Source organism: Streptomyces showdoensis (assembly GCF_039535475.1).
GTDB lineage: Bacteria > Actinomycetota > Actinomycetes > Streptomycetales > Streptomycetaceae > Streptomyces > Streptomyces showdoensis.
In genome coordinates this window covers 1-19,659 of record NZ_BAAAXG010000009.1, presented here as the reverse complement: position 1 = coordinate 19,659, position 19,659 = coordinate 1, and the positions used below count along the sequence as shown (strand labels likewise).

The following is a 19,659-nucleotide window of genomic DNA, read 5'->3' as shown; positions in this document are numbered from 1 at the left end:
GTCTCGTGCCCCTGATTCCGCAGCCGATCCTCGTCAACGGCGCTGACCACTCCGCCCAGTCCTTCCGCATGCTTGTGCGCGACCTGTCCCGCGGCAACGAAGGCGTCACCGAGGGGACCGACCTCAAGGTCACCCAGCTCGGCACCCCGGGCGCCGCCGTGCAGATCGCCGCCGGGTCCGGAGTGGTCCGAGGCCGCGCCAACGCCTTTCAGGGCTCCTACGCCTTCAGCAACGTCGGCTCGGCCAACGTCTCCATCGCACCCACCGGCGGCTCGGCGCGCTCGGACATGCTCATCGTCCGCATCGAGGACCCCGAGTACGAGGGCACTCTGAATCCGGCCGTCGACCCGGTCGTCTACTTCCAGGTCATTTCCAACGTCTCCAGCTCGGCGACCACCATCCCCGACGGCCGCACCGGCATCCCGCTGGCCCGCATCGACCTGCCCGCCAGCACGGCCACGGTCACCGACGCGCGGATCGTCGACCTGCGGCAGATCGCGAACCCCCGCCGCGACCGCAAGCTGTGGATCGCCTCCCCGGCCTCCATCAGCAACGAGGTCGGCGGCACCACCGCCACCTACACCAACCTCACCACCGCCCCCGGCTGGGCCGTCCCCGTCCCCCTCTGGGCATCCAAGGCCAACATCAAGTTCGACGTCGGCCAGATCCGCTTCGCCTCGAACGCCTTCCTCGGCGTCATGCGCGCCTCCTTCGGCGCCTCCCTCGTCACCCAGAACACCCTCCTCGACGACAACGCCACCGGCCTGCGCCGCTCCACCGTCTTCGTCGCCGACACCCTCACCCTCCCCGACAACTACCGCGGCACCAGCCAGACCGCACGCATCCAGGTCGGCGGCGCACCCGGAAACGCCGGCCTCGTCTCCGTCGACTCCGCCACCAGCCTCTGCGCCGACATCGAGTTCTTCGAGGCACCCCGGTGAGCACCCGTGTCCTGACCCAGCACGTCCTGACGGGTGAGTGGCTCACCCACAACCTTTCGCTACGCGACCTCGCCTATGGGCCCGAGCTCAACGGCCCCGGCGCGCTCACCGGCGCCCTGGCGCCGAAGCTCGCTGCCCAGAACCTGGCCGCGGTCGACCCCGGCAACACGCTCATCTACGTCGAGGCCGACGGCGAGATCGTGTGGGGCGGCCTCATCTGGGACATCCGCCCCCAGAAGAACACCGTCCGCCTTGAAGCCGCGTCCTGGTCGTCGTACCTCCACCACCGCCACGACCTCGACGGCAGGCTCGCCGGCCGCGGCCCCTACACCTACGCCGACCGCTGCACCGTCATCCGCGACATCTGGGCCTACGCCCAGTCCGTCGTTGACGGCAACCTCGGCGTCGTCGTCGACACCACCACATCGACATCCACGGTCGGCACGCCCAGCGACGTCTACACCTTCAACGCCTGGGAGACACCGAACCTGGGCGAGCGCCTGGACGACCTCGTCTCCGGCGACGCCACCCCCGACTACACCTGCACCGCCGAGTGGAACACCAGCAAGACCGCCGTGATCAGACGGCTGCGTCTCGGCTGGCCGCGCCTCGGCGCCCGCCGTACCGACATCTCCTTCGCCTCGGGCGTGAACCTCGTGGAGGACCCCGAGATCGCCCTCGCCGCCGACGAGTACGCCCAGGTAGTCGTCGCCTCCGGCGCCGGAGACGGCTCGGCCAAGCGCCGCCAGACCTCCGCGGTCCGCAACGGCCGCCTGCGCATGGAGCACGTCCTCGACCTGCCCGACATCCGCACGAACGACGTCCTCGCGTCCCGCGCCTCCGCCGAACGCATCTCCCGGCAGCGCCTAGGCGCGGTGGAGGAGGTCGTCGTCCGCGACACCCCCGCCGCTCCGCTCGGCTCCTGGCAGGTCGGCGACGACATCTACACCCGCGTCTACAACCCCTGGACCACCTACACCGGCTGGTGCCGCATCACCGGCTGGACGGTCCGCCCCGATGCCCCCGGCGGCCCCCAGGCCACCGTGCAGCTCAAGCCCGCAGATCTCTACCAGTACGGAGGAACCTCATGACCCAGAACATCGGCGCCACCCTCGCCTCCATCGAGCGCCGCCTCGCCGCCGTCGAGCGCACCTCCCGGCTCTCCTCGGCCTCCCTCGACGACACCGCGATCGAGATCCGCGACACCGGCGGCTCGCTGCGCGCGCTCGTCGGCCAGCAGCCCGACGGCACCACCGCCGTCAACGTCGTCAACGGCCCCGTCCCGCCGACACCGACCACGCCCCTCGTGCAGTCGGTCCTCGGCGGGATCGCCGCAAGCTGGGACGGCGCCTTCGCCGACGGCTCCATCACGCCCCTCGACTTCGCCAGAGTCGAGGTCCACTCGTCCGCCTCCAGCGGCTTCACCCCGACCCCCGACACCCTGCAGAGCACCATCGAGACCCCACAGGGCGCCACCGTCACCATCCCGGCCGACACCCCGCTCTACGTCCGCCTCGTCACCCGCAACACCTCCGGCACCGGCTCCACGGCCTCCGCGCAGAACGGGCCCGTCGCCCCCGCACCCGTCGTCGCCGACGAAGTCCCCGACGACGTCCTCATCGGCAAGGTCATCCAGACCGGCACCACCGGGCGCCGCGTCGTCATCTCCCCGGACGCCGGCGGCGCCAGCACCCCCGGCGTCGCCCTCTACTCCGGCGACCCGGGTGAGACCCAGCCGGGCCTCCTCTCCTCCTCCACCCTCGAATTCGGCGGAGACCTCCAGCCCAGGCTCGAACTCCAGGCGCCCACCGCCGACTCCGGCGGCGCCAAGCTCATGACGGTGTCGCCCGCCGGAGGCCACGGCGGCCAGTGGATGCTCGACACCAACGACACCCGCTCCTACTGCTTCATCCAAGGCATCGGCGGCGCCAACACCGGCGTCTCCACCATCAAGGCGTTCGCCCAGGACGGCTCCGCAGGGACCTCCTCCCTCGTCCAGGTCACCGGAACCCAGGTCCTCCTCCAGCGCGGCCTTTCCAGGCTCCTGGTCGAAACAGCCGGCCTCACGGCTGAGGGAGCGCTGACGGTCACCGGCAACCTCCGGGGTGCCTTCCTGACCGTCGACGACACCAGCTGGAGCGCCTACACCCCGGTTGTCACGGGCGCCGGATCGCCGACGTACACCACCCGCACCGGCTGGTACCGCGTCATCGGCAAAGAGGTCTACTTCTGCGCCTACATCGTCGTCGGGTCGACCGCAGGATCCGGCAGCAGCCCCATCAGCATCACCGCGCCGACCGACATCGACCGCACCACCCGCCAGGTCGTCTCCGCCAACGGCGACTCCATGACCGGCAACAGCGGCTCGCTCCAGGCGGTCTCCCTCCCCGGCACCGTCAGCCCCACCTTCGACCGCGTGCGGAACTCCACCGGCACCAACCTCACCGGCGCCAGCCTGACCGCCGGCGCGACCATCACCATCCAGGGCTCCTACCGCCGCCCCTGATCCGGCTCTCGGCGGGTGGAGCAGGGGGATCACTCCGGCCCCACCCGCCTACCCTGTGACCAGGGCGACCCTCCGCCCACGCTCCACCCCCGAGGGACGCACCACCGAGTGCGAAGACCCACATCAGCTCTGGGCGCGGGGAAGATCTGGAGCACGGGCCATGCCCGACACCGACACCACCACCGACGAGGTGGCCACCCTTCCTGTCCACGAGGGCACCACGCCCCCGGAGGGCCAGGTGCGCGGGATGGCCACCGACGACGACCTCGCCGACGCCGAGCGGGGGAACGCCTGATGGCCCGGATGCCCGGCGCCACCTGGCGCCCCGTCCCGAACTACACGCCGAACGGCCAGCTCGAGGTCCGCGGCCTCGTCGTGCACATCATGGACGGCACCCTCGCGGGCACCGACGCGTGGTTCCGCAACCCGGCCTCCCAGGCCTCCTCCCACTTCGGCACCAGCCGTGACGGCCGGCTCTACCAGTGGATCGACACCCAGCACCGAGGCTGGGCCCAAGCCGGCGGGAACAAGAGCTGGCTGTCGATCGAGGACGAGGGGCGCGGCGGCCAGTCGCTCACCGAGCAGCAGCTCGACCGCGTCGCGGAGGTCTTCGCCTGGGTCGTGAAGACGTACGACGTCCCGCTCAAGGTGGCGACCGGCCCCGACGACCGCGGACTCGGCTACCACGCCATGGGCGGCAAGGCCTGGGGCGGGCACACCTCCTGCCCCGGCGCGAAGATCGTGGCCCAGCTCGACGAGATCGTGAAGCGCGCCGCAGCGATCGTCGGGAAGAAGCCCACCCCGGGGACCGGCGGCGGCTCGAAGACCCCCGCCCGCTACCAGGCCAGCATCAACGGGCTGAAGTACGGCTACGGCGCCACCGGCGGCCACATCACCAAGGTGGGCCAGGCCCTCGTCGCCCGCGGCTTCGGGAAGCACTACAAGTCCGGGCCCGGCCCGACCTGGTCCGACGCCGACACCCTGAACTACCAGGCCTTCCAGCGCTCTCTCGGTCTCACGGGCGCGGCCGCCGACGGCGTCCCGGGGGAGGGGAGCCTGAAGAAGCTCCTCGGCACCCTGCCTGGCAAGGCTCCGTCCGCGCCGAAGTACGCGCCGTTCCCGGGCGCCGGATTCTTCAGCCCCGGCCGGCGTTCCGAGCTCATCACCCTGATGGGCCGCCGACTCGTCGCCGAAGGCTGCTCCGCGTACGCCGTCGGCCCCGGCGACCACTGGACCGAGGCCGACCGGCTCTCATACGCCAAGTGGCAGCGGAAGTGCGGCTTCTCCGGCGCCGACGCCAACGGCATCCCGGGCCCCACGACCTGGGCCGCCCTCAAGGTCCCCCAGCCCCTCTGACCCTGCACCTCCACCCCTTCTTCCCTCTGGAGTCCTTCCGTGAAGAACCCGCTCATCCTCGGCCGGGAGCCGGCCGCCTGGCTCACGCTCGTTGCCGTCCTCGTGAAGCTCGCCGCCGCCTTCGGCTGGGACGCCTCCCCGGAGACCCAGGCCAACGTGAACGCCGTCGCCGCGGCCGCCATGGGCCTCCTGATCGCCGTCCTCGTCCACGACGGCCTCGGCGCCGCCATCATCGGCGTCGCCCAGGGCGCCCTCGCCCTCGCCATCGGCTACGGCCTCGACTGGTCCACTGACCGCCAGGCCGTCGTCATGGCCGCCATCACCATCGCCATCGGCATGTGGGACCGCACCCAGGTCACCGCGAAGGTCCCCAAGAAGCCCGTCCTGCCCACCGTCTGATCCAGCGCGGCCGGGCGGCGCCACCGCCGCCCGGCACCCCCACCATGGAGACCTCGATGAACAGCGGCATCTGGGCGGCCATCGCCACCGCGGTGCTCGCCCTGATCGGCACCGCCTACAACGCCCGACAGCAGCGCGCCGCCGCCCGCGACACCGCGCAGGAGACGGCGGCCGCCACCGTGGAAGCCGCCGAGGCCACGGCCGAAGTCGACCAACGCCAGCTCGACCAGGCCGCCTTCCACGCAATCCGGACCGCGCTCCAGGACCAGATCGACGGCCTCCGCGAAGAGATCGGCCAGCTCAAGGCCCAGGTCGCCGAGCTCGGCGAGCACGTCGAATCCCGCGAGCGGCTCCTACGCCAGGCCATGGTCCACGTCCGGGCCCAAAACCGGCTCCTCACCGCACACGGCATCACCCCCGAACCCGTACCGGCGGAACTGATCCCCTGGAGCATCTGACCGCGCCGGAGGATCCCCGCCGGCTGTTGTCCTAGGAAAGTTCAAAGAAAATAAGTCGGTCAAGCAGGCCCATGAGCTCCGCACTCTACAAATGCCTACAGCACAGTCCGTCGGCACCTGTACCTTCGATGGAACTGACCTCGTAGCGCCTGCGAGAGGGGCACGTGATGACGATGTTGGACGAGCAGTCCGTGAAACGGCTGGCGTACATCCGGATGCTCTACGAGCAGGGAGTGTCTCAGGCCCGTCAGCCCCTGCCGATGGGATCGTCGAGCTTGCTCTCACTGCACGATGCGGTGGAGATGTTCCTGGTTCTGACCTGTGATGTCCGGAGCGTTCCGGTCGACAAGAACACGACCTTCTTGGACTACTTCAAGAAGGCCAAGGACTTGAGCGGCGCGGCCGGCATGCGCAGGCTGAACGATGCTCGGAACGGGCTGAAGCACGCTGCGGGATTGCCGTCGGCCGACACGGTGGAGCAGGCCGTTCGCGACACCTTCGCATTCTTCGACGACAACGTCCCGCGCGTCTTCGACGCACCCTTGTGGTCGGTCGACACCTCGTACGTCATCCCTCAGGAGGAAGTCCGGAAGTGGGTCAGCCGAGCGTCGGAGCGATTCGAGGCGGACCAGGGAGGAGCGGGTCTCGCCTTGCTGCAGTTGGCTCTCCTGACGACCCTTCGGGACCCGTCCTGGCCTTACGGCTCCCTTCTGTCGAAGATCTCCCGAAGGGAAACGCACCTTCGGAAGCTGAGCGGCACCTTCAGGAAGATCTTCGACAGGAGCAACTTCCATGTCGGTGAGTTCAGCGGCCAGTTGGACCGGCTTGACGACACGGTCGGCGCCCTGCAGGACGCCATGCAGTGGCTGGTCCTGGGAGGCAGCCTGCACCACTACGCCAGGTTCCAGGCTCTGACCCCTCGGAACATCTTCTGGGGAGGGGACCACGAGGACGAGGCCGCCATGGAGCGAGTGCTCACGAGCCGGGATGTCGTTGGGAGGAAGCCGACCAGAGAGGAGTTCGAATTCTGTCGGCAGTTCGTCGTAACGACTTCTCTCCGGAAGGCGGACATCGATGCGCACGTCGTGCCGCCGTCGTGGCGAGCGAGCGACGGGGGCTGAGCCATCCTCGGCCTGGCAGTGGATCCCCGCGAGTGACCCTCTGAGCTTAGGATCGCTCTCACAGAAGTCGTCTGCAACGGAACGACTGGTCGTCAGGTGCCCCCGAATGGTGGATGGTTCGGGGGTATCGGTACGTCTGGCTCCAGATAATGTTTCTTCTCAAGAGCCAAGATCACAGGAGGGGAGAGCGCCATGAGCACGACCACTCCCGCGCCGGACCGGACGCACGACTTCGGCCCCGGCCGACGGTTCTGGGGACACGACTACTCCATCAGCCGGGTCACGGACAGCGGTCAGCGCGTCCAGGCCTCGGGCTGGGGTCACGACGGCACCCTGATCCGCGAGGGCGACTTCCTGCTTCTGGAGGCGCGCGGCGGCCGGCGCTGTACCCGGTACCGGGTGGAGAGCATCGAGCACGTGATGGACCCTGCGGACATGTGGCACGCCGAGCTGGTCTTCGACCCGCGCACGTACGCCACCCAGGAGGAGAAGGACGCCGCCCGATGAGCGAGGTCTTCCTGCGGCTCCTGCCGCACTGCCCGAAGCCGGTGGAGGTCGAGGACCGCGTCGGGGACCGCACCTACGTCGCGGAGGTGTGCGGATGCCCTGTTGAGCGAGGCCCTGCAACGCCCGTGCACTGGTTGCTGGAGCACGGGCGCGAGATGCACTGCCCGCATGGTCCGCGCCACCCAGTCCTCTTCACGACCACCGGCCGACCGATGCTGAAGGCGACCGCTGGCGGCACCGCCTGCGCATCGTGCGCCGCCGGGCTCTACAGCCATCACCGGGTCCGGCGCCTCGACGTCGATGTGCTCTGCTGCTACTGCGGCGGCCCGGCAGAGGCGGGTGACGGATGGTACCTGAAGACGCACCCGGCGCTCGGAGTTCCTGGGGCACGCCGGTGAACAGCGACGACGACATCGTGGACGCGGAGATCGTCGGCGACCTCGTGCCCGTGCGCGGCCAACTCGTCGCCCCGCTGGGGGAGCCGGAGGCGGACCCTGACGCCTGGCTGCCTCCGGAGGCGGAGGAGGACGTCCAGGCCGGCATCCCCTGGTCGACCGAGCGGGCGTATGGCGGGGACATGCTGCGCTTCGCCGAGTGGTGTGCGGTCGTCGGCCGGCGCCCGATGCCCGCGGCGCCGCAGACGGTGACGGCGTACCTGTCGCACCTGAAGCGGACACCGCGGGAGAAGACCGGTCTCCCGTACAGCCCTTCCTCCATGGGGCGGGTCATCGCGTCGATCCGGGCCGCGCACCGGGCCGAGGGGCACAAGCCGCCGGACACGATGGGCGCGCGGAAGGTGGTGCGCGGGTATCAGGCTGAGCTGTCGGTGGCGAAGGACCCGCGCGCGATGCCGAGCAAGGCGAGTGCCGCCGACCGCACCGTGCTCGCCGACGCGCTCGCGCTGCTCGACCGGCAGACGCTGGCCGGGCGCCGGGACGCGGCGCTGATGCTGCTCGGGCACGCGCTGATGTCGCGCGGCAGCGAGCTGGTGCCGCTGGACTGGCCGGCGAGCTTCACGGAGGCCGACGGCGGGGGGGCTCCTCGTCCGTGTGTACCGGAAGAAGAGAAAGAAGTGGCAGGAGGTCGAGGTGCCGCTCGACCCGGAGCCCGAGCTGTGCGCCGTGCGGTCGGTCCGCGCGCTGGTCGCCGAGATGGAGGCCGCTCTGGCGGGCGAGGACCGTACGGCCTTCCCGCTGTTCCAGCGCATCGACCGGTACGGCTACCTGGCGCCGGAGATGACACGGGGCGGCGAGCCGATTGGGGACCCGTCGGGGCGGATGACGGAAGAGGCCGCGTCGGATGTCGTCGACCGCTCCATCCGGCGCACGGGCCGGCCGGGGAAATGGACCTCGCACGCGCTGCGCCGCGGCGGGGTGAAGTCGGCGCGGGACGCCGGCGCGGACATCGTCGACATCGGCCGGCACGGCGGGTGGGACGACCGGTCGAAGGCGCTGATCGGCTACATCGACGAGGAGGACAGCAAGGGAGCGCGGAACCCGTTGGTGAAGATCGGCCAGGCTGCCCAGGAGCGAGCGCAGAAGAACCGCGGCGGCACCTCCTTGTGACGCACGAGGACGCCGTCGCGCGCCCCCGCCCGTACGATCCACTCGGGGTGGGTGGAAGGAGAGTCGGGTGGGCCAGACGTACGATGCGCCCTCGGTGCGGCAGGTCGCGGAGGCCGTAGAGCGGATCGCTCCTCGGGACCGGGAGCTGTGGGACGGCCGGGAGCCGGTTCCCGGCGTCGGGGGTGTCCCTGTGCAGGTGTCGCGTTCGCGGGCGGATCAGCTCTGGATGGTCGTGGGGATGCTCGACCGGGCGGTCGGCCGCGAGGAGATCCCCGCGCACGCGCGGCGGTCGGCGGCGCGGTTGTTCACCAGGCCGGCGCTTCGGGCGTTCTGGGAGCTCGCCGAGGCGGGTGAGCTGCGGGCCCGCGCGGAGGATGTGGGCCGGCCCTTGCCGGTGGCGACGCTGCGGATCGTACGGGACGTCCTGGCGCTGCTGGCCGACCTGGCGGTACCGGAGAAGGCGGTGTGGCTGCCGGTGGTCGAGCAGCCCGAGCTGAAGGACACGGTGCCGGCGCGGGACCGGGCGGCTCTGTACCGGGGGCTGGCGGACCTGGCCGCGCATGGGCCGCTGCAGCGCGGCGGGATCGGCATGTCGGGGCCGGAGCGGGACCGGGTCCTGGCGATGGTCGGGATCGTGCTGGACTCGGGCTCTCGCTCGGGGGAGCTGGCGGCGCTGCGGTTGACGGACCTGGCCGAGGGCCTGGCGGCCGTCGGGATCCGGCGGCGGCCTCAGCGGGCGTCGGCGTCGCGGATCGGGGAGATCGCCGCCCTGGCAGAGGTGCATCCGTCGGCGGTGGAGGCGGTGCTGTACGGGTGGGGGTCCCAGCGTTCAGAGGCGACGCGGCAGCGGGTGCTGGCGGCGGTCGGCGAGCTGGAGCCGGTACCCGAGGTCGAGTGGTACGAGCTGTCTGCAGGCACTCGGGTGGCGGTGCGGCGGTGGCTGGAGTCCCGGCAGCAGGTGGTCGACGCGCTGCCGTTGGAGGGCGGCCGGTCGGGGCTGTGGGTGACGCTGCGCGCGACCACGGTGGGCCCGCCGGGCGTGACGCTGCAGCACAAGGGAGTGATGGCGGCGTACGCGAAGGGCGTGACGGCACTGAACTTCTCGATGGCCGGCCGCTACGGGTGGTCTCCGCTGCCGACGACGATGGAGCAGTTGCGGCGGGCGGTCGACGCGGTGCCGCTGGACGTGCGCCGGGCGCGGGCGCTCGGGGTGGCGTAACCCGTACGGCTCGTACTCACGGGCCCGTTGACGGCGGGCGGCATACGGTCGTTGTGACACCCCCCAGGACGGGTGTGCCCCGAGGGCGGGCCCCGCGTACTTCGCACGGCGCGGGGCCGCTCCTTGAAGGGGGTGGCGGCCTGGTGAAGGGTTCAGCTAGGCTGCGCTTGCGCGATACGTGTGAACTTCGAAGGCCACCTCCCCGGTTCGGGGTGGTGGCCTTCGCCATGCTGCGTGGTCAGCGCGCGGTGCGGATGGTGATGCCGTGCCGCGCGGCCATCTCCAGGCACCGCTGGCAGGACACCGTCAGCTCGGGGCTTTCGTAGAGGCCCCAGAACTTCGCCTGGGGCTTGCAGAGCGCGTCGCCGGTGCTGCGGTTGAGGCGGCCGGAGTGGAGCGGCTGGTCGAGGACGGCGTGCTCGCCATTGTTCATGTTCGGGCCCTGCCGCAGGTGGTAGGCGGTACGTACGTGGGCGGACGGCACCTGCGGGTCCACGGGCGGAAGCTGGCGGGCCTCCAGGTACGGCGTGGTCGTCGGAGGGATCGGATCTTTGGCGTCCGGGTGGTCTCGTTCGTACGCGTTCTTCATGGCGTCGAAGATGCTCTGGAAGCTCATGCCTGCTCCTACGCGGCGAGGTCGGCGTCGGTCTGGGTGAGGGGGCGGCGGGGGCGGTAGTCGGCGTCGTCGCGGTCGCGCTCCAGCTCGAAGTGGATGAGCGCGGTCTCGTCGTGTGCGGGAGCGGAAGGGGTGGGCTCGTAGGTGGTGTTCGTGGGGATGGCGAGCGTGTGGGCGATGCGGTGGACGGTGTAGGTGAGGATCCCGGCGAGGTGGAACTCGCGGGCCTCGCCTCGCAGGCGGCACATGGCCACGACCACGATGTCGCCGCCCTTCACGGTGCCGTCCTTGGCGATGCGGGCGGTGGTGGTGCGCAGCTCGTGGATCTCGACGGTGCGGACGGTGGGCTCGGTCTCGCCGGGCTTGAGGTAGGTGATGGTGACGGCGTGCTGGCGGTCGATGGCGCGGTAGAGGTCGGTGAGGGTGCGGGTGGTGGTCTGGCGGTTGGTGTGCTTCATCGGTGCCCCCGTCTTCGTGGTGTGACTCCACTCTACCCATAACCTATTGCGTGCACAATAGGTTATGGGTAATCTTGGCGTCGCAGGGCCACCCCGGCCCGGCACGTGAGTCCATAACCTATGGCTCGCGCAATAGAAGATGGGAGACTGTGATGGCCCACGCCCCCACGCGCCCTCCGGCCGGACCTCGGACCCGAAGGCGCATGCCGGAAGGACCCACCATGGCCCGCTCCACCTCCGAGTCGATCCGCGCCCGCCTCGTCGTCGCCTCCGACAAGCTCCGCCCGACGGACCCGCTCCTCGCCGACGCGCTCGACGAGGTTCTGGCCCCCCGCGGCTGGGAACTGCTGAAGCTGAAGCCGGCCACCAGGAGCGGCGGCAACCCCAACCTGGCGATCCCCATGCCCCGCGACGTGCGTGAGCAGCTGAAGGCCCTGGCCTCCGAGTCGCTGACCGCTGACGTGAACGAGGCCTTCACCGCCTTCCTCGCTGGCAAGTTCGTCCCCGACGCCCCGGTCCGCGCCCGCCGCAACTCCGGCGCCACCGCCGAAACCGTCAACCTGAACGTCACGCCGGACCGCGACCTGATGCAGCAGGTCAAGGACATCGCCCCGGAGCGGACCCAGGAGTACGGCTGGACGGTCACGCCGGCGCGGGTCGCCGCGGCGTACCTGCTGCAGAAGCACAACATCACCACGGCGAAGGCGTAACGCCGGCGCGCGGCCCCCGGGCCTGGACGCCGACAACCGGGCCCCTTGCCGCACAGCACTGCCACAACCCCATAGGAGAGACCTCATGGCCACGGCCACCGAGGCCCCCGCCAGCAAGACGGCGGAGGGTCCGACCCAGCACGTCCCGAACCAGCGCGAAGAACTCACCTTCGTGGACGCCACCCGGCCCGCGACGAACGCCATGATCGCCCTGACCGGCCCGGCCAACGCGGGGAAGTCCTACACCGCCCTGGCCATGGCCGCGGGCATGGGCACGAACATCGGCGTCTGCGACACCGAGCGCGGGCGTGCCAGCCACTACGCCAGCCTGTTCCCCTTCAAGCACCTGCGGATGCCGGACTTCCGCCCGCAGACCCTGGTACGGGCGCTCGCCGTCGGCGCGCGGCAGGGCATCGACGTCATGATCATCGACTCCGGCACGCACTACTGGTCCGGGCGAGGCGGCGTCCTTGAACAGGTCGACCGCACGACCAGCGCCTCCCGCTCCAACAACGCCTTCACCTCGGGCTGGAAGACCATCAAGCCGGTCGAGCACGAGATGTGGGACGCCGTCATGGCCTACCCCGGTCACGTGATCATGACCCTGCGGGTCAAGACGGCGTACGAGCTGGTCACCAATAAGAACGGCGGGGTCGAGCCCAAGAAGGTCGGGCTGAAGCCGGACCAGCGGGCAGACGCCGAGTACGAGTTCGACTTCGTCGGCGACCTCGACATGGAACACACCATGACCGTCTCGAAGTGCTCCTACCCGGGCCTGTTCGAGTCCGGCGAGCGGATCGAGCTGCCCAACACCGAGACCGGCAACAAGATCGTGCGGTGGCTCAGCGAGGGCACGCCGATGCCCACCGTGCAGGACTACGTCGCCAAGGCCCTGAACCCGGAGACGACCTACGAGCAGCTGCTCGCCCTGTACCGGGGCGAGCTGTCCCAGCGAGGCCTCCTGGGCGCTGCCCTGTTCGCCCCGGACACCCAGGAGCTGACCACTCTCGGCGGGCTGATCAGCCGCATCGGCGGTGCGCGCAAGGCCGCCGCGGACGGGAACGACCACGAGAGGAGTGCCTGATGCCGCCCCAGATGCTGAAGAAGCGCCGTACCGCCACACATCGCCCGGCCGTCAGGCGCCGCCGGTTCCGCCACGACGAGGTGACGGCGGTCGACCTGTTCTCCGGCTTCGGGGGACTGACCAAGGGCCTCTCCCTGGCCGGTGTCACGACGATCATGGCGGCGAACCACAACGCCTACAAGGTCGAGGTCCACGAGGCGAACCACCCCGAGGCCGAGCACTGGATCGCCGACCTGGTCGACCCGGAGGCCGCGGACTACCACTCGGCCCGGGACCTTCCCCCGGCCGCCAGGAAGTCGGCAGGGGGAAGGACCCGGAGGCCGCGGACTACCACTCGGCCCGGGACCTTCCCCCTGCCGACTTCCTGGCGGCCGGCGTGAGCTGCGTGAACCACTCCCAGGCCAACACGATCAAGGCGTACGAGCAGGGCGTGGGCCTGTTCGAGCTGGAGGACCCCGACTACGAGGCGCGCGTCACCCGCTCCGAGCGGGACCGGGCCACCGCGAACTGCGTGCTGCACTACGCCGCGCAGCACCGCCCCCGGCTGATCCTCGTCGAGTGCACGACCGAGCTGACCTCATGGGGCCCCGCAGTCCAGGGCCGCCGGAAGGTGGGCGACGGGTCGACGTACCGCTGGTGGCTGAAGCAGTTCGACATCCTCGGCTACAACCACAAGGTCCTGTACCTCAACAGCCAGTTCTTCGGGGTGCCGCAGTCCCGCGACCGGGCCTACTGGGCGTTCTGGGACCGGTCCCTGCCCACGCCGGACCTGGAGCACCGTCCGGTGTCCCACTGCCTGCACTGCGACAAGGACGTCGAGGCCGTGTGGACCTGGCGCACGGGTATCCCGCCGACCGGGTCGGTGCGCTACGGCAAGCAGTACGAGTACCGGTGCCCGAGCTGCCGCCGGCCGGTCGTCCCGCCGATGACGCCGTCGCTGGCCGCGCTGGACCTGAGCACGCTCGGCACCCGGATCGGGGACCGGCCCAGGCCGCTCGCGGCCGCGACGATGGCGCGCGCGGAACGCTGCCGCCAGCGGTTCGCCGACTTCCCGGCCGTCCTCATGCCCGCCAAGGCCGTTTACGGCTCCGAGCGGCATCCCTGGCAGCCGCTGGCGACCCAGACCAGCCAGCAGGAGACGTCGATCCTCTCGACCGGCGCCATCATGGCCGCGGCCGGGAACACCTTCGAGCGGCCCGGCTCCAACTGCCGCTCGCGGGGCTTCGACGAACCCCTGTGGGCACAGCCGGCCACCAACACCACCGGCATCATCACCCCGCCCATCGCGCTCGCCGTGGACAACTACCAGGGCGGTCCGCGCGGCGCCGGGGAGCCCCTGCCCACCCAGGTCGGCTCGGAGACCCTCGCCGTGGTGTCCTCCGGGATCATCCCGTTCCGCAAGAACACGGTCCCCACCGTGCACGGCGAGGCCATGCCGACGTTCACCTCCGACCAGATCCCCGGCCTGCTCACCGCGGCCGGCTGGTTCAAGCAGAACGGGCCCCTCGGCAACGAGACCGCACCGCACCCGCTGCTCGACCCGCTCGGCACCCTCACCACCCGCGACACCACGGCACTGCTCACGGCCGAGTGGCGGGCATCCCTGGCCGACCTGCCGCTGGAGGAGTGCTACTTCCGCATGATGGCCGCCCACGAGGTCGGCCGCGGCTGCGGCTTCGACGTCGACTTCGCCGACTACAGCGGCACCTTCAAGGTCTGGGGCTCAGCCCGCAACCAGGTCGACGGCTTCGGCAACGCCGTCTCCCCCCAGGTAGGCGCCTGGATCGGCACCCGCCTGCGCGCCATCCTCCACGCCGCCTGACCCCGCGCCCCACGGCGGGGCCAACCCACCCACCCCACCCTCTGGAGGCCCCGCCGTGGCCCACCCCGCGCTGCTCACCCTCTCCGTACTGGCCGGCGTCCTCGCCGGGTACGGCGCCGGGACCGTCTACCACCGCCATCGCGACCGGAACCGCGCCGCCGCCGTCCGCCTCATCCACAGCTCCCTCGACCGCGACGTCGCCTCCCTGCGCGCCCGGCTCGCCGCGCGCACCACCGCCGACGACGTCCTCACCGAGGCCTGCGACACCGTCGACGCCGCCTACGCCCACACCCGCCACTCCCAGGAAGGGGGCCCCACCCAGTGACCACCACCGAGACCGCCTACACCGACTTCACCGAACACCGCCACTACGCCTACCGCGGCTGCGCCCCCGACCCGGACCAGCCCCGCATGTCCGCGGCCGACGACACCCTTCCTCTCGACGCCTGGGCGAGGTCTACCGAGGACGGCGGCCTGCCCCAGGCCCTGCGCCGTGAGTACGAGCGCCGTGCCATCGCCATCTGCAACCGGTGCCCCGTCCTGGCCGCCTGCCGGATCTACGCGAACACCGAGGTCCCCGGCGGCGGCCTGGCCGAGCCGGACCACATCATGGGCGGGCAGCGGTCCCTCGACCGGCACCGGGCGCTCATCGCCAGCCGCACGGCCCAGCCGGTTCTGCCAGAACCGGCCCCCACCGCCGCGCTGCCCCCGGCCATCGCGAAGCTCTCCCCGGAGAGCCTCGCGGCCAAGCGCCGCCTCCTGGCCGCGCTCGCCCGCGAGACCGACGAGGAGCTCGTCGCCTACCGGGCCCACATGGACCTCCGCACCGCGAACTGGCAGCGCTCCGCCCTGTGCACGCTGCTCGGCCTGGACAAGGAGACCGCGAGCCGCGAACTCCTCCTCGAAGCGGCGCGCGCCTGCGGGATCCTCCCGGCCCGCACCCGGGTCGTGCCCGACGGCCGCTGGCCGATCGTCGCCGCCCCCAGCACCAACGGCGCCCGCCAGCGACGCATCGAGCGCGGCCGACCGGTCCAGCTCGTCATCCCGGGCCTGCCCGACTACCCGCGCGTCCGGCCCGTCCCCGCCCCGGCGGCCGCCCGGCACCTGGTGCTCACGCACCGGGCCCCGGCTGCGTCGCTGCTTCCCCTGCCCGTCCGCATCATGGAGACCGCCGCGTGACCACCCACCCCACCACCCTGCGCCAGGCCGACCAGGCCCTCACCGCCCGCGCGGTCTCCTCCGCCCAGTTCCTGGCCGGCGTCCTCGCGGCCGCCGAGCTCGACGTCGTGGGCCAGCCGGACAAGCTCCCCGAGCTCCTCTTCCCCGACCTGGACGCCGAAGCCGTACGACGCGTGTGGAACACCGCCCTGACCGTCGGGTACCGCCTGCGGAAGCTCGCCGAACAGCCCCGCTGGGACGACGCCGCCCTGCGCCGCCTCCGAGGCTCACTGACAGAAGCCGGGTACACCGGCATGGGGCAGCTGGCCGAGCGGTCCCTGAACACCCTGCACCCGGCCGACACCGACGTGCGCACCGCCCGGGACCGGACGTGACCCGCGGGCGGGGCCGCCCGCCGACGTTCACGCCCGACGCCCGCGAGAAGTTCCTCGCGGCGGTCACCGCCGGGGCATACCTGCGTGACGCCGCCGCCCGGGTCGGCGTGACCGGGTACGTGCCCACGCAGTACGCCACCAAAGACCCCGAGTTCGCCGCCGCGTTCCTCGCCGCTCGGGCCGCCGGCCAGGCCGCCCGGAAAGAGGGGATGGCACACGGCGAGCGCCGGTACAACGACGAGAGGTGCCGCTGCAAGACGGTCTGCAGACCTGCGGCCACCCGCGCCCGCGCGAGGCGCCGGGCCCGTGCCGCCGAGCAGCCACCCACCGACGGCCCGAGCAGCCCGGCTCCTCCTACTTCCTTTTCGCTGCTGGTCTCTTCCGTTGGACAGGGCCGCACGGCTGCTTGAACGACTTATTTTCTTTGAACTTTCCTAGGACACGGACGCCCGATCGCACGACTGTCCGATGACCTGGATATCTGATGACAAGTCGGCTCGTACGACACGACCGGACCGATCCGGAAGGGAGGTAGCTCGATGGCGAGCTCAAGGGATAGGCTGCGCCTGGCGCCAGACGACCACTCAGACACCGAGCGGACCGAGACGCCCGTTGGCCGGAGCCCTGAAAAGGGCGAAGGCCCCGCTGAAGTCCTTCGCCGGCAAGCGTTGGAGCGGGGCCGTGGCCGACACACCTCGCCAGAAGGTGCCGGCCTCCGTCGGCACACCCACCGGAAGTTAGGTAAGGCCGACATGCAGCAGAGTAGCCGCCCTCCCTGGAGGGCGACCAGTGGGACCCAGTGCTCCGCCGTGAAGATCACACCGGCGTCGAGCGCGGGCCACACCACGACTACCCCCACCACGCGATGAGCAGCCCGGCCGGGCAGTCCTCGGCCGCCGCTGACCTGACGCTGCCCGAGAGCAGGCGCCAGCTCCTGAAGCTGTCCTCCCTGACGGGCGCCGCGAGCCCCACGAAGACCGCCGAGGCGCGGCAGTTCGCGCTGGCGATACTCGCCGCCTCTGACCGCGCCGACCATCAGGCAGCCGGGATTCCTCGCCTCGAGGACCGGCGTGACGAACGAACGAGAGAGAGAGAGAGATCAGATGACGTAGCGACTTCCTAGGCGGGAGGTCCCTGGGCCCCTTGGCGGGGGCACATCCTCAACCGCCGGCCGCTGGTGTTGGCGCACCGTGCGCGGCCACTTCCTACGGCTCGAAGTTGGCGCTTCGAGCTAAGGCCCGAACTTCAGATCCCGTTTGGCGACGGGGCCCGAGTTTCGAGCGTCCTTCAGGTTCGCACCAGAACCAGCACCCACCGAAGCGGGGCTTTTTCATGCCCTCTTCCGAGAGCAGGAACGGGTACATAGTGCAGTACGACGCTGCTGTTTGTCAGCTTCCGCGCGCCCGAGAGGGCGATTCGCGGCTTATCTCCCTCCCCTCGGGTGACATCCCGTGCCAGAGAACCGTCTCCGAGCACGTCCTCGTGCGCGGTGCCGAGCAGGAGATCGCGCACACGGCGTCCCGCCGGACGGGCCCCCGCCGGTGGCTCCGCTCGACCCGCTGGCTCATCCAGGCCGGCTACCACCCACGCGCCAACCGCACGACGCTCGCCGTCGCTGAGGACCTCGCTGCGCGCATGGACTACGACACCGGGCACGCCCGGTACTGCCTCGACGAGATGGCCGCCCGCCTCGGCATCAACCGGGCGACCGTGAAGCGGCACGTCGCCGTCCTCCGCGAGCTCGGCGCCCTCGTCTGGGTCGTGCACGGCACCAAGACCAACGTCCGCCGCGCCCTCGGCCTGACCGGCTACGCCGGCACCGCCACCATCTACGCCGCGGTGATCCCCCCGGTCTACGACCGCGCCATGGGCCACCGGATCATCGGCTCCGGCTACGAGGCCCGCGCCCTCGCCACCCCCCCGAAGCCTGTGGACAACCCGCCTGTGGAAAACCGCTGTGCGCCCCCTTCCCTGGTCTCGGTAGATGAGGAGGGTCAGGTGCAGGTAGTGGGTGGTGAAGAAGACACGACGCGCAAGCGCGCGCGGCGAACCGCATCCACCTCGACCGACAACAAGCGCAACAGCAACGGCGGGGCCGCCCGCCGTTCTCCCGCTCAGGTCGCCCGGGAGCTCCAGGAGACCCGCCTGGTCCGCGCCCTGGTCAACTGGACGCAGGGCGAGCGGCGGCTCCGGCGGCTCGCGTTCGTGCTGCGGCCGCTCTTCGACCGGGGTCTGACCGGGCAGCAGATCGCCGACGAGCTCAGCGGCATGTGCCTGGGCTGGCGTCCGAAGCACCCGGCCGCCTTCATCCGCAGCACCCTGGCCCAGGACGCCGCGCGCCTTGCCGAGCTCGACTCCGCCTCGCACGAGGAGGGCCCCCGGAACGCCGTCGGCGACTGGGCTGGCTGCGCTCTCCCCGTCGCTGAGGGAGCCGGGATCGACGTCGCCGAGGGCGAGATCGACCTCAGCACCGAGGACCTCGCCGAGATGCAGCTGCAGGCCACCTCCGACCTCGGCATCGTCCGCGCCTGGATCGCCACCGCGGGCGAGGACGGCGCGCGCAAGGTGTACGGCGACCGGCTCGTCCGCCTGGCCCAGCTCGAGATCTCCACGAACATCCGCATCAACCCCTGGAAGGACGCCACCTATGCCTGACGCACCGCGCCCCTCCGGCGCCGACCTCGCCCGCCAGGCCCTCGCCGCCTACAAGACCGGCCGCCGACCGGGCACCGGACCGGTCAAGCCCGTCCGCCGGCTCCAGCGCCGCGGCATCGACGGCCGCGACCCCCAGACCTTCGGCGCCGTCCTCGACCGGCTCCGCACCGAGCAGGGCTGGACCGGCCGAGTCCAGGGCGGCAACATCCTCGCCCGCTGGACCGAGCTCTACCCGCAGTACGACGGGAACGTCCTGGCCGTCGCCTACGACGCCGAACGCCGCCGCCTCGACCTGCGTCCCGGATCCCCCGCCTACGCCACCCAACTGCGACTCCTCGGCGGACAGCTCTGCCACCAGATCAACGACAAGGTCGGTGCGGATGCCGTCCGCAGCATCCGCGTCCTGCCGATCGGAACGGTCACCCCCGCCGAGCCAGATCGGTTTACCGCGGTAAACCCCGAGGCCGCCCCGGGCGCCGAGGCAAGGTCGGTCCGGAGCCGGGAAACCGCGTCGGCCGGCTACCACCAAGCCCTCGCCGCCCACCGAGAGGCCTACCGCCCACCGGCCGCCAGCACCGAGTTCGCCACCCTGTGCGCCGAGGCCGAGGCCCGCCAGGTCGCCGCCCTTCGCGCCCACCGCGAGGCCCCCGAGGCCCACGCCGAGTACCTGGCCCAACTGGAGCTGCAGC

Annotated in this window: 24 protein-coding genes; 22 read left to right on the top strand and 2 right to left on the bottom strand. The window is 71.2% G+C overall.

Going from position 1 to position 19,659, the window contains the following annotated elements; translation table 11 throughout:
* The first annotated feature begins 5 nt into the window (after positions 1 to 5).
* The 12 genes from ABD981_RS04885 (at position 6) to ABD981_RS04830 (ending at position 10,072) form a co-directional block, all read left to right on the top strand.
* Positions 6 to 941 carry a hypothetical protein gene (locus ABD981_RS04885; RefSeq protein WP_046909237.1) on the top strand — a complete coding sequence of 312 codons (936 nt, stop codon included), beginning with the start codon at positions 6 to 8 and terminating at the stop codon, positions 939 to 941.
* Complete coding sequence (locus ABD981_RS04880) at positions 938 to 2,032, top strand: hypothetical protein (protein ID WP_046909238.1); 1,095 nt, start codon at positions 938 to 940, stop codon at positions 2,030 to 2,032. Before ABD981_RS04885 ends, ABD981_RS04880 begins: the two co-directional genes overlap by 4 nt.
* Positions 2,029 to 3,447, top strand: a complete 1,419-nt coding sequence (locus tag ABD981_RS04875) for a hypothetical protein (RefSeq protein WP_046909239.1) — start codon at positions 2,029 to 2,031, stop codon at positions 3,445 to 3,447. The genes ABD981_RS04880 and ABD981_RS04875 overlap by 4 nt, the downstream gene beginning before the upstream one ends.
* 160 nt (positions 3,448 to 3,607) lie before the next feature.
* A complete protein-coding gene (locus ABD981_RS04870; RefSeq protein WP_276205592.1) occupies positions 3,608 to 3,742 on the top strand; it encodes a hypothetical protein in 135 nt (44 codons plus the stop codon).
* Positions 3,742 to 4,803 (top strand): peptidoglycan-binding protein, encoded by a 1,062-nt coding sequence (locus tag ABD981_RS04865; RefSeq protein ID WP_046909240.1) that lies wholly within the window; start codon positions 3,742 to 3,744, stop codon positions 4,801 to 4,803. Before ABD981_RS04870 ends, ABD981_RS04865 begins: the two co-directional genes overlap by 1 nt.
* Positions 4,804 to 4,842: 39 nt before the next feature.
* On the top strand, positions 4,843 to 5,202 hold the full coding sequence (locus ABD981_RS04860) for a hypothetical protein (RefSeq protein WP_123954696.1): 360 nt from the start codon (positions 4,843 to 4,845) through the stop codon (positions 5,200 to 5,202).
* A gap of 56 nt (positions 5,203 to 5,258) precedes the next feature.
* Positions 5,259 to 5,660 carry a hypothetical protein gene (locus ABD981_RS04855; protein ID WP_123954697.1) on the top strand — a complete coding sequence of 134 codons (402 nt, stop codon included), beginning with the start codon at positions 5,259 to 5,261 and terminating at the stop codon, positions 5,658 to 5,660.
* 167 nt (positions 5,661 to 5,827) lie between these two features.
* Positions 5,828 to 6,781, top strand: coding sequence for a hypothetical protein (locus ABD981_RS04850; RefSeq protein WP_046909241.1), 954 nt, complete (start codon positions 5,828 to 5,830; stop codon positions 6,779 to 6,781).
* Between the two features lie 192 nt (positions 6,782 to 6,973).
* Positions 6,974 to 7,288, top strand: coding sequence for a hypothetical protein (locus tag ABD981_RS04845; protein WP_046909242.1), 315 nt, complete (start codon positions 6,974 to 6,976; stop codon positions 7,286 to 7,288).
* The gene (locus tag ABD981_RS04840) at positions 7,285 to 7,686 is read left to right on the top strand and encodes a hypothetical protein (RefSeq protein WP_046909243.1); all 402 of its coding nucleotides are present in this window, start codon (positions 7,285 to 7,287) and stop codon (positions 7,684 to 7,686) included. The genes ABD981_RS04845 and ABD981_RS04840 overlap by 4 nt, the downstream gene beginning before the upstream one ends.
* Positions 7,687 to 8,337: 651 nt before the next feature.
* The gene (locus ABD981_RS04835) at positions 8,338 to 8,853 is read left to right on the top strand and encodes a site-specific integrase (protein WP_345528049.1); all 516 of its coding nucleotides are present in this window, start codon (positions 8,338 to 8,340) and stop codon (positions 8,851 to 8,853) included.
* Positions 8,854 to 8,920: 67 nt separating this feature from the next.
* On the top strand, positions 8,921 to 10,072 hold the full coding sequence (locus tag ABD981_RS04830) for a helix-turn-helix domain-containing protein (RefSeq protein ID WP_046909244.1): 1,152 nt from the start codon (positions 8,921 to 8,923) through the stop codon (positions 10,070 to 10,072).
* 238 nt (positions 10,073 to 10,310) lie between these two features.
* Here the strand turns inward: ABD981_RS04830 and ABD981_RS04825 are convergent, their stop codons facing one another.
* Together ABD981_RS04825 and ABD981_RS04820 are read right to left on the bottom strand one after the other, a co-directional pair.
* On the bottom strand, positions 10,311 to 10,688 hold the full coding sequence (locus tag ABD981_RS04825; RefSeq protein WP_123954699.1) for a hypothetical protein: 378 nt from the start codon (positions 10,686 to 10,688) through the stop codon (positions 10,311 to 10,313).
* A gap of 8 nt (positions 10,689 to 10,696) precedes the next feature.
* On the bottom strand, positions 10,697 to 11,146 hold the full coding sequence (locus ABD981_RS04820) for a WYL domain-containing protein (protein WP_046909245.1): 450 nt from the start codon (positions 11,144 to 11,146) through the stop codon (positions 10,697 to 10,699).
* Between the two features lie 221 nt (positions 11,147 to 11,367).
* Between ABD981_RS04820 and ABD981_RS04815 the strand changes: the two genes are divergently transcribed.
* The 10 genes from ABD981_RS04815 to ABD981_RS04770 all read left to right on the top strand — a co-directional run.
* Positions 11,368 to 11,856, top strand: a complete 489-nt coding sequence (locus ABD981_RS04815; RefSeq protein WP_046909246.1) for an aldo-keto reductase family protein — start codon at positions 11,368 to 11,370, stop codon at positions 11,854 to 11,856.
* Between the two features lie 85 nt (positions 11,857 to 11,941).
* Positions 11,942 to 12,940 carry an AAA family ATPase gene (locus ABD981_RS04810; protein WP_123954700.1) on the top strand — a complete coding sequence of 333 codons (999 nt, stop codon included), beginning with the start codon at positions 11,942 to 11,944 and terminating at the stop codon, positions 12,938 to 12,940.
* The gene (locus ABD981_RS04805; protein WP_345528044.1) at positions 12,940 to 13,320 is read left to right on the top strand and encodes a DNA cytosine methyltransferase; all 381 of its coding nucleotides are present in this window, start codon (positions 12,940 to 12,942) and stop codon (positions 13,318 to 13,320) included. Before ABD981_RS04810 ends, ABD981_RS04805 begins: the two co-directional genes overlap by 1 nt.
* A 5-nt stretch (positions 13,321 to 13,325) precedes the next feature.
* On the top strand, positions 13,326 to 14,762 hold the full coding sequence (locus tag ABD981_RS04800; RefSeq protein WP_345528042.1) for a DNA cytosine methyltransferase: 1,437 nt from the start codon (positions 13,326 to 13,328) through the stop codon (positions 14,760 to 14,762).
* A gap of 55 nt (positions 14,763 to 14,817) precedes the next feature.
* Positions 14,818 to 15,087, top strand: a complete 270-nt coding sequence (locus tag ABD981_RS04795) for a hypothetical protein (RefSeq protein ID WP_046909247.1) — start codon at positions 14,818 to 14,820, stop codon at positions 15,085 to 15,087.
* On the top strand, positions 15,084 to 15,941 hold the full coding sequence (locus ABD981_RS04790) for a hypothetical protein (RefSeq protein WP_046909248.1): 858 nt from the start codon (positions 15,084 to 15,086) through the stop codon (positions 15,939 to 15,941). Before ABD981_RS04795 ends, ABD981_RS04790 begins: the two co-directional genes overlap by 4 nt.
* Positions 15,938 to 16,315 carry a hypothetical protein gene (locus ABD981_RS04785; protein ID WP_046909249.1) on the top strand — a complete coding sequence of 126 codons (378 nt, stop codon included), beginning with the start codon at positions 15,938 to 15,940 and terminating at the stop codon, positions 16,313 to 16,315. The genes ABD981_RS04790 and ABD981_RS04785 overlap by 4 nt, the downstream gene beginning before the upstream one ends.
* Positions 16,312 to 16,725 (top strand): hypothetical protein, encoded by a 414-nt coding sequence (locus ABD981_RS04780; protein ID WP_046909250.1) that lies wholly within the window; start codon positions 16,312 to 16,314, stop codon positions 16,723 to 16,725. The genes ABD981_RS04785 and ABD981_RS04780 overlap by 4 nt, the downstream gene beginning before the upstream one ends.
* Before the next feature lie 1,072 nt (positions 16,726 to 17,797).
* A complete protein-coding gene (locus ABD981_RS04775; RefSeq protein WP_205628216.1) occupies positions 17,798 to 18,970 on the top strand; it encodes a helix-turn-helix domain-containing protein in 1,173 nt (390 codons plus the stop codon).
* A partial coding sequence (locus ABD981_RS04770) for a DciA family protein (protein ID WP_345528038.1) occupies positions 18,963 to 19,659 on the top strand: 697 nt, incomplete at its 3' end. The genes ABD981_RS04775 and ABD981_RS04770, both read left to right, overlap by 8 nt.